General features: G+C 57.8%; 12 protein-coding genes. 7 read left to right on the top strand and 5 right to left on the bottom strand.

Annotation, left to right across the window (positions count from 1 at the left end):
• Positions 1-91 precede the first annotated feature (91 nt).
• From I6L44_RS12160 to I6L44_RS12145, 4 genes are all read left to right on the top strand, one after another.
• The gene (locus tag I6L44_RS12160) at positions 92-1,816 is read left to right on the top strand and encodes an ABC transporter ATP-binding protein (RefSeq protein ID WP_100654430.1); all 1,725 of its coding nucleotides are present in this window, start codon (positions 92-94) and stop codon (positions 1,814-1,816) included.
• 70 nt (positions 1,817-1,886) lie between these two features.
• A complete protein-coding gene (locus tag I6L44_RS12155) occupies positions 1,887-3,443 on the top strand; it encodes an ABC transporter substrate-binding protein (RefSeq protein ID WP_106842304.1) in 1,557 nt (518 codons plus the stop codon).
• A gap of 99 nt (positions 3,444-3,542) precedes the next feature.
• The gene (locus I6L44_RS12150; RefSeq protein WP_103250976.1) at positions 3,543-4,517 is read left to right on the top strand and encodes an ABC transporter permease; all 975 of its coding nucleotides are present in this window, start codon (positions 3,543-3,545) and stop codon (positions 4,515-4,517) included.
• A gap of 4 nt (positions 4,518-4,521) precedes the next feature.
• Positions 4,522-5,463: an ABC transporter permease gene (locus I6L44_RS12145; RefSeq protein WP_019445927.1), complete on the top strand. Its 942-nt coding sequence runs from the start codon at positions 4,522-4,524 to the stop codon at positions 5,461-5,463.
• A gap of 74 nt (positions 5,464-5,537) precedes the next feature.
• Here I6L44_RS12145 and dxs read toward each other — a convergent pair whose 3' ends face one another.
• From dxs to xseB, 3 genes are read right to left on the bottom strand one after another with little or no spacing between them, the layout of a single operon-like run.
• The gene (gene dxs, locus I6L44_RS12140) at positions 5,538-7,406 is read right to left on the bottom strand and encodes a 1-deoxy-D-xylulose-5-phosphate synthase (RefSeq protein WP_216951957.1); all 1,869 of its coding nucleotides are present in this window, start codon (positions 7,404-7,406) and stop codon (positions 5,538-5,540) included.
• A 21-nt stretch (positions 7,407-7,427) separates the two neighbouring features.
• Positions 7,428-8,318 carry a (2E,6E)-farnesyl diphosphate synthase gene (ispA, locus tag I6L44_RS12135; protein WP_216951956.1) on the bottom strand — a complete coding sequence of 297 codons (891 nt, stop codon included), beginning with the start codon at positions 8,316-8,318 and terminating at the stop codon, positions 7,428-7,430.
• Positions 8,319-8,570 (bottom strand): exodeoxyribonuclease VII small subunit, encoded by a 252-nt coding sequence (gene xseB / locus I6L44_RS12130; RefSeq protein WP_216951955.1) that lies wholly within the window; start codon positions 8,568-8,570, stop codon positions 8,319-8,321.
• A gap of 210 nt (positions 8,571-8,780) precedes the next feature.
• Here xseB and pomA point away from each other — a divergent pair, with 210 nt between their 5' ends.
• The 3 genes from pomA to greA all read left to right on the top strand — a co-directional run bounded on the left by pomA (position 8,781) and on the right by greA (position 11,073).
• A complete protein-coding gene (gene pomA / locus I6L44_RS12125; protein ID WP_216951954.1) occupies positions 8,781-9,539 on the top strand; it encodes a flagellar motor protein PomA in 759 nt (252 codons plus the stop codon).
• 8 nt (positions 9,540-9,547) lie between these two features.
• Entirely contained in the window at positions 9,548-10,441 is an 894-nt protein-coding gene (locus I6L44_RS12120; RefSeq protein ID WP_216951953.1) for a flagellar motor protein MotB, read from the top strand.
• Positions 10,442-10,596: 155 nt separating this feature from the next.
• On the top strand, positions 10,597-11,073 hold the full coding sequence (gene greA, locus I6L44_RS12115; RefSeq protein WP_216951952.1) for a transcription elongation factor GreA: 477 nt from the start codon (positions 10,597-10,599) through the stop codon (positions 11,071-11,073).
• Positions 11,074-11,127: 54 nt separating this feature from the next.
• Here greA and I6L44_RS12110 read toward each other — a convergent pair whose 3' ends face one another.
• Complete coding sequence (locus I6L44_RS12110) at positions 11,128-11,712, bottom strand: PilZ domain-containing protein (protein WP_216951951.1); 585 nt, start codon at positions 11,710-11,712, stop codon at positions 11,128-11,130.
• Between the two features lie 103 nt (positions 11,713-11,815).
• The gene (gene yhbY, locus I6L44_RS12105) at positions 11,816-12,112 is read right to left on the bottom strand and encodes a ribosome assembly RNA-binding protein YhbY (protein ID WP_033114153.1); all 297 of its coding nucleotides are present in this window, start codon (positions 12,110-12,112) and stop codon (positions 11,816-11,818) included.
• Positions 12,113-12,153: the final 41 nt, after the last annotated feature.

Below are 12,153 nucleotides of genomic sequence, written 5' to 3'. Positions count from 1 at the left end.
ATTGAGCAAATATTGCCCAAGGTAACAACCGGCATCTGCGGCTGATTTACGGACGAATTATTTGGGACGGATGTCCCCCGCAGAGGTAAACATGTCCTTGCTCGAAGTAAAGAACTTGCGGATCGAGTACCCCTCCCGCTACGGGGTGCTGGCCGCGGTGAAGGATCTCTCTTTCTCTATCGAAAAGGGTGAGATTGTCGGGGTGGTCGGTGAATCCGGCGCCGGCAAGTCCACCATCGGCAACGCCGTTATCGACCTCCTGAGCCCGCCGGGTCGCATCGCCCGTGGCGATATCTATCTCAATGGCGAGCTTATCTCCGGCAAGAGCCAGAACGAGATGCGGGCCATCCGTGGCTCCCGTATCGGGTTCATCTTCCAGGACCCCATGACCTCCCTCAACCCGCTGTTCACCGTTGAGCATCAGTTGGTGGAGACCATTCTGGCCAATACCGATCTCTCTCGCGAGGCCGCTTTTGCCAAGGCGCTGGAGCTGATGGGGGCGGTGGGTATTCCGCAGCCGGAGCTGCGCATCAAACAGTATCCGCACCAGTTCTCCGGTGGCATGCGTCAGCGGGTGGTTATCGCCATCGCGCTCTCCTGCGATCCGGAGCTGATCATCGCTGATGAGCCGACCACGGCGCTCGACGTATCCATTCAGGATCAGATCCTCCAGCTTATCCGCGCCCTCTGCAAAGAGCGTCAGGTGGGCTGCATGCTGGTGACCCACGACATGGGCGTGGTCTCCAACGTTACCGACAAGGTGGCGGTGATGTATCGCGGCGATCTGGTGGAGTTCGGCCTGACCGAACAGGTACTGGGCAGCCCCAATCACCCCTATACCCGCAGCCTCATCTCGGCGGTGCCCCGCTCCGATGTGAAGCTGGTGCGTTTCCCGCTGGTCTCCTATATCGAGGATGCCAGTGCGCCGGATACCAATATCGACCTCAAGACCCACTGGCTCGGCCAGAGTCAGGACGAGCGTGCCTATGAAGGGGCGCTGCTGCGGGTGGAGAACGTCGATCTGAAGTTCGTCACCAAGGACTCCATCTTCCCGAGCCGCCGCCAGTATGTGCGTGCCTGCAACAACATCAGCTTCGAGATCTTCGAGGGTGAAACCTTCGGTCTGGTGGGGGAGTCGGGCTCCGGCAAATCGACCATTGCCCGCGCCATCACCGGTCTCTATCCGCCTGATACCGGCAAGATTTTCTTCGAGGGGATCGATCTGACCGCTCTCAAGAGCGAGCGCGAGCGTCGCCCGCTGCGTCGCCAGATGCAGATGGTGTTCCAGAACCCCTATTCCTCGATGAACCCGCGGATGAAGGTGCGCGACATCATTGCCGAGCCGATCCGCTTCCATCAGCTGGCGAGCAGCGAGAGCCAGATCGAGGGGATCGTCGGCGATCTGCTGGATCACGTGGGTCTCGGTCGTGGTGCTGGCCTCAAGTATCCCCACGAGTTCTCCGGCGGTCAGCGCCAGCGCATCTCCATTGCCCGCGCCCTGGCCACTCGCCCGCGCTTCCTTATCTGCGACGAGCCGACCTCGGCGCTGGATGTGTCGGTGCAGGCCCAGATCCTCAACCTGCTCAAGGATCTGCAGCAGGAGCTCAAGCTCACCATGCTGTTTATCAGCCACGATCTGCCGGTGATCCGCCAGATGTGCGACCGCATCGGGGTGATGCAGCACGGTCATCTGGTGGAAGTGGCCGAGACCGAGAAACTCTTTACCAATGCCGAGCATGAGTACAGCCGCAAGCTGATCTCCCTCATGCCGGAGTTCAAGGGAATGTCCCGCGAGGGGCTGGAAATCGCAAGCTAGGAGAGCGCCGGTGCGCCGGTCTGCTTGTCAAAAAAAGTGTCATAAGAAAGCCAAAAGCATGGAGAACAAGATGAAGAAAGGATTGTCCAAGATTGCCCTGGCGCTGTTTGCCGCCGGTTTCGCCTTCAGTGTCTCAGCCGCCGATATCAAGGTGGGTGTCGCTTCTGACGCCACTTCGCTGGATCCGCAGGAGCAGCTCTCCGGTCAGACCCTGGAGATGTCGCACCTGGTATTCGATCCCCTGATGCGTTACACCCAGGACCTGCAGTTCGAGCCCCGTCTGGCCGAGAAGTATGAGCGTATTGACGACAAGACCGTCCGCTTCCACCTGCGCAAAGGGGTCAAGTTCCACTCCGGTAACGACTTCACCGCAGACGACGTGGTGTGGACCGTCAACCGCCTGAAATCCTCCGTCGACTTCAAGGCGATCTTCGATCCCATCAGCGAAGTGAAGAAAGTCGATGACTACACCGTCGATCTGATTACCGCCAAGCCGTTCCCGCTGGTGCTGCAGACCGTCACCTACATCTTCCCGATGGACTCCAAGTTCTACACCGGCAAAACCGAAGCGGGCAAAGACAAGGCCGAGATCGTCAAAAACGGCGACTCCTATGCCTCTACCCACGTCTCCGGTACTGGCCCGTTCACCGTCAAGTTCCGCGAGCAGGGCGTGAAGCTGGATTATGCCCGCAACGCCAACTACTGGGATAAAGCTTCCAAGGGTAACGTCGAGAACCTGACCGTGGTGCCGATCAAGGAAGATGCGACCCGTGTTGCAGCCCTGTTGGGTGGCGACGTGGACATGATCTATCCGGTTGCGCCGAACGATCTGGAGCGTGTGAAGAATGGCAAGGACTCCCAGCTGGTCACCCTGTCCGGTACCCGTGCCATCATCATCGAGCTGAACCAGAACACCAACCCGGCGCTGAAAGACAAGCGCGTGCGTCAGGCGATCAACTACGCCATCAACCAGGTGGGCATCGTCGAGAAGATTAACAAGGGCTTCGGTACCCCTGCTGGTCAGCTGAGCCCGAAAGGCTATGCCGGTCATAACGAGGCGCTGGTGCCCCAGTATGATCTGGCCAAGGCCAAGGAGCTGATGAAAGAGGCCGGTTACGAGAAAGGCTTCAAGATGACCTTCATCTCCCCGGCTGCCCGCTACGTCAACGACGTCAAGATTGCCCAGGCTGTTTCCGCCATGCTGGCCAAGATCAACATCAAGGTGGATCTGAAGACCATGCCGGTGGCCCAGTACTGGCCGGAGTTTGACAAGTGCGCCGCTGACATGCAGCTGATTGGCTGGCACTCCGATACTGAAGATACCGCGAACTTCTTCGAGTTCCTGACTTTCACCAAGGATGCCAAGACCGGTATGGGCCAGTACAACTGCGCCGGTTATGCCAACGCCGAAGCTGACAAGATGGTGATGGATGCCAATGCCGAGACCGATCCGGCCAAGCGTGCCGAGATGCTGAAGAAGGTCGAAGCCATGCTGATCGAAGATGCTGCCTATGTGCCGTTGCACTGGGAAGATCTGGCCTATGGCGCCAAGAAGAACGTCGACATCAAGCCGGTGGTCAACGTGATGAACTTCCCTTACCTGGGTGACCTGGTGGTCAGCAAGTAAGAGAACGTCGCAAGGAAGGACGGGGCGGGGTGGTCAGCTGGCCACTCCGCCCACTAACAGAAGCCTGTGCCACGACACAGGCCACGTAGAAGGACAAGCATGTTTACATTCCTGCTGAAACGGTTCTATCAGGCCGTGATAGTGATGTTCGTCATCAGCCTGGTCGCCTTCTCCATCCAGGATAACCTGGGTGACCCGTTGCGCGAGCTGGTGGGACAATCCGTCTCCGAAGCCCAGCGTCACGAGTTGCGCGATAAGATGGGCCTTAACGATCCCTTCCTCATCAAATACAGCCGCTTTTTGAAAAATGCGGTGCATGGGGATTTGGGCACCTCCTATTTCTTCAAGCGACCCGCTCTCGAGGTGATCCTCGACAAGCTGGTGGCTACCCTTGAGCTGGTGTTTGCCGCCGCGCTCATCATCGTGGTGGTCTCCATTCCACTCGGTGTCTATTCGGCGATCCGCCCGCGCAGCATTCCCACCAAGATCATCATGGCGGGGAGCAGTATCGGCATTTCGATCCCGGTGTTCCTGACCGCCATCATGCTGATGTATCTCTTCTCCATCCAGCTGGGCTGGCTGCCGGCCTATGGCCGCGGCGAGACCCGTAACCTGCTGGGCTGGGAGTCGGGCTTCTTCACCTGGGACGGCATCCTGCACCTGATCCTGCCGGCGGTGTCGCTCTCTTCCATCATGCTGCCGCTGTTTATCCGGCTGGTGCGCTCCGAGATGCTGGAGCAGCTCTCCTCCGAGTACGTCAAATTCGCCCGCGCCAAAGGGCTGGATAACAACAAGGTCTACTATCAGCACGCCCTCAAAAACACCATGCTGCCGGTCATTACCGTCGGCGGGGTGCAGATCGGCACTATGGTGGCCTACACCATTCTGACCGAGAGTGTGTTCCAGTGGCCGGGTACCGGCTTCCTGTTTCTTGAAGCGATCCACAGGGTCGATACCCCGCTGATCACCGCCTACGTCATCTTCGTGGGATTGATCTTCGTGGTGACCAATACCCTGGTCGACCTGCTCTACGGGTTGATCAACCCGACCGTTAACCTGACTGCCAAGGGGTAAGCGCATGACTAATGCTGTAACTGCAAGCCCAAGCCGTTGGGCACGATTCAAGAACTCTGACATCGTCTACTACTTCCTGCGGGACAAGGTAGCCATGTTCAGCTTTGCGGTGTTTGTGGTGTTCGTGCTGGCGGCGCTGCTGGCGCCCTGGCTCGCTCCGCACAACGTCTATGACCAGACCAGTTTTGATCTGATGGATGCCGAGTTGCCCCCCTCCTGGCTCGAAGGCGGCGAGGAGCGCTTCTGGCTCGGTACCGACAACCAGGGGCGGGATATCTGGAGCACCATCCTCTATGGCGCCCGTATCTCCCTCACTATCGGTCTGTTTGCGGTGGCGCTGCAGCTGGTGCTCGGTATCGTCATCGGTCTGATTGCCGGTTACTTCGGTGGCCGCATCGACAACCTGCTGATGCGCTTTGCCGATGTGCAGTTGTCGTTCTCCACCATGATGGTGGCGATCATCATCTCCGCCATATTTCAGGCAACCTTTGGCTCCGAGTTCTACTCGAAGTTCGCCATCATGATGCTGGTGGTGATCATCGGTATCGCCGAGTGGCCGCAGTATGCCCGTACCGTGCGCGCCTCTGTGCTGGCGGAGAAGAAGAAGGAGTATGTGGAAGCAGCCAAGGTGATGGGATTCCGTGCCCCGCGCATCATGTTCCGCCACATTCTGCCCAACTGTTTGTCGCCCATTCTGGTGATCTCCACCGTGCAGGTGGCCAACGCCATCATGAGCGAGGCGGCACTCTCCTTCCTCGGTCTGGGAATGCCGGTTGATCAGCCCTCGCTCGGTTCGCTTATCAGCGTCGGCTTCAACTACATCTTCTCCGGCTCCTGGTGGATCACCGCCTTCCCGGGAATCTGTCTGGTGGTGCTGGTGCTGGTCATCAACCTGCTGGGCGACTGGCTGCGGGATGTGTTTAACCCCAAGATCTATAAAGGGTAATCTGGGTCAGAAACGCAAAAATAAGAAGGGCGCCAATGAGGCGCCCTTCTTTTGTTTGATAGCTTCAAGCGTTATCAGGCTTGCAGCCAGCTTTCGATGCTGCGCTGGATGCCTGCATCGTCCAGACCGAGTAGGGCATAGATCTCCTGCTGGGTGCCCTGTTCGACGAAGCGATCCGGCAGGCCGAGGTTGAGCACCGGCTTGCACTGTTTATTGCGCATCAGCAACTCGTTCACCGCCGAACCGGCGCCACCCATGATGGCATTATCTTCGATGGTGACGAAGTGATCGTGGCTGGCCGCCAGCGACAGCACCAGCGCCTCATCCATCGGTTTGACGAAGCGCATGTCCACCAAGGTGGCATCGAGCGCTTCGGCCGCCGCTTTCGCGTGGTGCAGCAAGGTGCCAAACGCCAGAATGGCAGTGCCCTTGCCCTCTCGCAGGATACGACCCTTGCCGAGCTCCAGTGCCTGCATCTCTGACGAGATGGGGGCATCGCTCAGGCTGCTGCCGCGTGGGTAACGCACTGCGGCAGGGCCCTGATGGAGATAGCCGGTATAGAGCATCTGGCGGCACTCGTTCTCGTCAGATGGCGTCATCACCACCATGTTGGGCACGGTGCGCAGGAAGCTGATGTCGAACGCCCCCTGATGGGTCGGACCATCGGCCCCCACCAGACCGGCCCGGTCGATGGCGAACAGCACCGGCAGATCTTGCAGCGCCACATCGTGGATCACCTGATCGTAGGCACGCTGCAGGAAGCTCGAATAGATGGCGACCACCGGCTTCTTGTCGGCGATGGCGAGACCTGCGGCGAACGTGACCGCATGTTGCTCGGCAATCGCCACGTCGAAGTAACGATCAGGATATTGCTGGCTGAATTTCACCAGCCCCGAGCCTTCACGCATGGCGGGGGTGATACCGACCAGCTTCTCGTCTTTGGCGGCCATGTCGCACAGCCATTGGCCAAAGATGGCGGAGAAGGTGGGTTTGGCGGCGCTCGCTTTCGGCAGGGAACACTCGTCAGGATTGAACTTGGGCACAGCGTGATAACCGATGGGGTCTTTCTCCGCCGGCTCGTAACCCTTGCCCTTCTTGGTCTTGACATGCAGCAGCTGTGGGCCCTTGAGATTGCGCATGTTGCGCAGGGTCTCGACCAGCGCCTCGATATCGTGACCGTCGATGGGGCCGATATAGTTGAAGCCGAACTCCTCGAACAGGGTGCCGGGCACCACCATCCCCTTGAGGTGCTCTTCGGCCCGCTTGGCCAGCTCCTTGACCGGTGGCAGACCGGCCAGCACCTTCTTGCCACCTTCGCGGATGGTGGTGTAGAGCTTGCCGGACATGACCCGGGCCAGATGGTTGTTGAGCGCCCCGACATTCTCGGAGATGGACATCTCGTTGTCGTTGAGGATCACCAGCATGTCTTTATGGACATCGCCGGCGTGGTTGAGCGCTTCAAAGGCCATCCCTGCGGTAATGGCACCATCACCAATTACCGCTACCACCTTGCGACCCAGCCCTTCACTCTCGGCGGCGACCGCCATACCGAGCGCCGCACCAATGGAGGTGCTGGAGTGGCCGACGGAGAGCACGTCGTACTCGCTCTCGCCGCGCCAGGGGAAGGGGTGCAGGCCATCTTTCTGCCGGATGGTGTGGATCTGGTCACGGCGCCCGGTCAGGATCTTGTGGGGATAGGCCTGATGGCCCACATCCCAGATCAGCCGATCGAACGGGGTGTTGTAGACGTAGTGCAGGGCCACGGTCAGTTCGACCGTGCCGAGACCGGAGGCAAAGTGTCCGCTGGAGCGGCTGACAGAGCGCAGCAGATATTCGCGCAGCTCGTTGCACAGCACCGGCAGCCGATCTTTGGGCAAGGAACGCAGCTCGACCGGAGTGTCCGCGAGGGCCAGGTTGGGGAAATTGCTAATATCAACGCTCATATTGTTACTGTTATCCAGCGTTTAGTGGGTTCGCTCGATGATGTAATCGGCAAACGCTTCCAGAATGTCGGTATTGTAGGGCAAGGATTGCAGGGCTGTTAAGGCTTTCCCATGCAGTTCGCGAGCCAGCTCACGGGCATTTTCGAGTCCGAGCAGGGCCGGATAGGTACTTTTCTCCAGCGCCAGGTCAGAACCTTGCGGCTTGCCCAGGGTGGCGGTATCACCTGTGATGTCGAGGATGTCATCCTGCACCTGAAAGGCGAGGCCAATCGCGGCGGCATAGGTTTGCAGGGCAATCAGGGTTGCATCATCGACATCGGCTTTGCACAGGGCGCCGAGCGCCACGGCGCACTCAATCAGCGCACCGGTCTTGTGGCGGTGTACCTGCTCCAGTTCGGCAAGCGTGATCTGGCGTCCTTCAGCCTGCAGGTCCAGCGCTTGACCGCCACACATACCCAGATAGCCGGAGGCGCGGGCGAGGGTACTCAGCATCCGCACCCGGTTGGCCATCAAGGAGTCGGGCATGGGGTGATCGGCCAGAATGGAGAACGCCAGCGTCTGCAGCGCATCACCGGCCAGAATGGCGGTGCCTTCATCGAATGCCTTGTGAACGGTCGGCTGGCCGCGACGCAAGTCGTCGTCATCCATGGCGGGCAGATCGTCGTGCAGCAGTGAGTAGGCATGGATGCACTCCACGGCAGCCGCAGGGCCGTCCAGCAGGTCGCTCTTTACGCCCAGCATTTCGCCGACCGCGTAGACCAGAAACGGGCGAACCCGCTTGCCGCCTAGCAGCAGGCCATATTTCATGGCATCACGCAGACGAGGCGCCATGGGTGGCAAAGCTTCAAGTTTTGCCAACAGGCAGTCATCAATACGCTGGCGATGCTGACGGGAAAAATGGACCAGTGCCACTCACTCGTCTCCTTGTTCTGGCTGGAAGGGGGTCAGCTGATCACTGCCATCGGCCTTGCTCAGCAGGATCTGGATCTTCTGCTCGGCTTGCTCCAGCTTTTGTTGGCCAGCCCGCACCAGATGGATTCCCTGCTCGAACTGTTTGAGGGCCTCCTCCAGCGGTAGGGAACCTTGCTCCAGCTGATGAACGATGGTTTCCAGCTCTTCGAGAGTGGCGTCAAAACTCAGACGGTCGATTTTTTTACTGGCCATGTCCATCCTCGGGAATTGAAAAAACGGCTTATATTAACATCGACCGCCCACCGGGGGGAGGCTGAAAAACGCTGCCTCCTCAAACTCTCGATAAACTGGCCGATAATGAACCATGATTCTCAGTGGATGCATGCTTGCCGCTTGGGTCGCAATAGCAGAAAATTCAACAAACTATAATTGGGCATAAGAACCGGTGACAGGAGTAGGGACGTGGATCTAGGCAGTCTGATAGGGATAGTGCTGGGTTTCGGGGTGGTGGTGTACGGCATGCTGCTGGGGGGCCCCATGAGCATGTACGTCGACATGCCATCGGTCTACATCACCGTATTGGGCTCCATCTTCATCGCCATGATGAAGTTCAACCTAGGCCAGTTTCTGATGGCGTTTAAGGTCGCTGGTAAAGCTTTTATGTACAAGGGCGACAAGCTGGAAGACCTCATAGTTAAAGCCGTTGAGCTTGCCGATGCCGCCCGTAAAGGCGGATTTCTGGCGCTTGAAGCGGCCGAGATTCCCAATCCCTTCATGAAAAAAGGGATCGATATGCTGGTGGATGGCCATGATGCCGATGTAGTGCGCGCAGTGATGGAAAAGGATATCGAGTTGACTGCCGAACGTCACGTCATTGCGATCAAGGTGTTCCGTACCCTTGGGGATCTTGGCCCGGCGATGGGGATGATCGGTACGCTGGTGGGTCTGGTGGCCATGTTGGCCAATATGAGTGATCCCAAATCTATCGGTCCTGCCATGGCTGTAGCCCTCTTGACCACTCTGTATGGTGCGATCGAAGCCAACATGCTGGCCATCCCGATAGCCGACAAGCTGGAACTGCGAAGCGGCGAAGAGCGCCTTAGCCGTTCGCTGATCCTCGATGCCATCATGGGGATCCAGGATGGCCAAAACCCGCGGGTGATCCAGTCCATGCTGCAGAACTATCTGAACCAGTCCAAACGCAACAACGGCAGTGAGTAGGGAGCCCTATGTCTGATTGCAAATGCCCGCCTCCCGGCCTGCCCGGTTATATGGGGACCTTCGCCGACCTCATGTCTCTGCTGATGTGCTTTTTCGTGTTGTTGCTCTCCTTTGCCGAGATGGATGTGCAGAAGTTCAAGCAGATTGCGGGGTCCATGGAGAAGGCATTCGGGGTCCAGAATATCCTTGAGGTGAAAGATATTCCGAAGGGAACTTCTGTCATTGCCCAGGAGTTCCGTCCTGGCCGCCCAGAGCCAACCCCGATTGATACCGTGATGCAGCAGACCATGGACATGACCCAGACCGAGCTGGATTTTTTGCCCGGTGAGGCCGAGCAGGCAGGTGGTCAGGACAAGAGTGATGGCAAGCAGACGGGGGGGGACACAGCTCAGGATGCTCAGAAGGCGCAGCAGCAGTCCAATACCCTGGCAAAGGCGCTGGCCGAGCAGATGAAAGATCAGATCCAGGATGGTGCCATCGAAATCGAGGCGTTGGGACAGCAGATTATTATCCGGATCAGGGAAAAAGCCTCCTTCCCGGCTGGCTCGGCGTTTCTGCAACCCCAGTTCTGGCCGGTTATTCGCAAGGTCGCGACCCTGCTCAAGGATGTACCGGGTGAAATCACCATATCCGGCCACACCGACAACGTGGCGACCGAGGACGAGCTGTTTCAGTCCAACTGGGAGCTTTCGTCCCAGCGAGCAGTGGCTGTGGCACACCAGATGATCAAGGTCCCAGGATTTGATCAGGGACGCTTGATCGTGCAGGGGATGGCCGATTCCCAACCATTGGTGCCCAACAATACTCCCGAGAATCGCCGGATGAACCGACGGGTAGAGATCGCTATCATGCAGGGCAAACCGACCATTTCCTCTCCTATTTCGGTACCGGAAGGAAAGTAATATTTCTTGGAGCAACAGATAAAGCGGGATCTGCATCAGGGGGCCGACATGGATTTTGTGTTGGCTTCATATTAAGATGCGCCATCCGAACCGAGTGCTGCGGCGTCCTGACAGATAGCCGCAGCTTCTATTTTCAAGCAACCCAGGTTTCGACTATGAATCATACTCCGATGACTGTTCGCGGCGCTGAGAAGCTGCGCGAAGAGCTCGAATATCTCAAGACCGAGCTTCGTCCCCAGATTATCGAAGCGATTGCTGAAGCCCGTGAGCACGGTGATCTGAAAGAGAATGCCGAATACCATGCCGCCCGTGAGCAGCAGGGGTTCTGTGAAGGCCGCATTCAGGAAATTGAAGCCAAGCTCTCCAATGCCCAGGTGATCGATGTCACCAAGATGACCAACAATGGTCGCATCATCTTTGGTGCCACCGTGACCCTGCTCAAGAGCGAAACAGAGGAAGAGGTTATCTACCGCATCGTGGGTGACGATGAGGCTGACATCAAGCAGAACCTCATCTCTGTCAACTCTCCGATTGCCCGCGCTCTGATTGGCAAGGAAGTGGACGATGTGGCGCTCGTCAAGACGCCCGCAGGTGATGTGGAGTACGAAATCTTGGACGTTGCCTACATCTGATGTAGTTAATGCGGGATGAGACGGGGGAGCACTTGCTCCCCTGTTTGTTGCGCTTCAGGCTGGTTGGTAAGCGTCGTTGAAGGTGTCCTGATGGCGCTGAAACAGCCAGTGACGAAGTCGCTCTATGTTTGCCTCGCTCATCTGGAAACTGAGTGCCCAGGTTGCACGGTCTGCATTAGATTTGACCCGCCTCACCAGCCTGGCCTGCAAGGGAAATGGCGCCTCTGTGGCGATCTGCAGAGTTCCCTGCAAGGTAGTATCCGCCATCATATCTGTGGGCAGATCTTCCACGATGATGCCATTGAGCGAAAGGCTCAGCACTTGGAGTACTCCATGAGCTGTTTGCAGTGTCGCTTTCTGGGCAAGTCTCCAAGCTCTTGGCTGGGCAAACCCCAGCTCCCGGATCACTGGCGCAGCGAGCCGAGGCTCGACAAAGCCATCTTCTCTCTGGATAAAGGTGAGGGGGAATCGCAACTGATGGCCTGCATAGCGGGCTTCCAATACCAGCTGTTCGGCTTTTTGCAGCAAGCCAAGCATGGGGTTGTCGAGATGTCCGCTCAGAAGGTGGGTCGCCTCCGAGCATCCCAGCTCCCGCAACATGGTCAGTTCATCGTCGGTCAGAATAGGATGGTGAACCATGGCGCGTGTCCGAAACTATTCATCGCAGGTTAAGGGCTTGGCGACTACTGTGGCAAGCGACTCGGGAAGAAGTGAAATAAGGAAAGAGCAATGCTCTTTCCTTTTACTTGCGAGGCAGCTGGATTTTGGGTTCGTTGGCCTGACGATAGATGGTCAGCACGTGACCCATGCTTTGTACTTTTACAGAGCCTGTTTCACGGACGATTGCATCCATAACCAGTTGTTTCATTTCGCGATCTTCAGAGGCAACCTTAACCTTGATCAGCTCGTGATGGTTCAGCGCCAGATCGATCTCCGCCAGTACACCTTCGGTCAGACCGTGCTGACCCAGCAGGACGACAGGCTTGAGGCTGTGGGCAAGGCCCTTGAGGTACTGTTTCTGTTTATTGTTGAGAATCATCGCAATTTCTTCATAAGTCAGGGTTGAAAGGGGCGTATTCT

Origin of the sequence: Aeromonas sp. FDAARGOS 1414 (genome assembly GCF_019047065.1) — a bacterium.
GTDB classification, from domain to species: domain Bacteria; phylum Pseudomonadota; class Gammaproteobacteria; order Enterobacterales; family Aeromonadaceae; genus Aeromonas; species Aeromonas veronii_A.
Note: the sequence above shows the minus strand (reverse complement) of the source record. Positions and strands in the feature narration are given on the sequence as shown.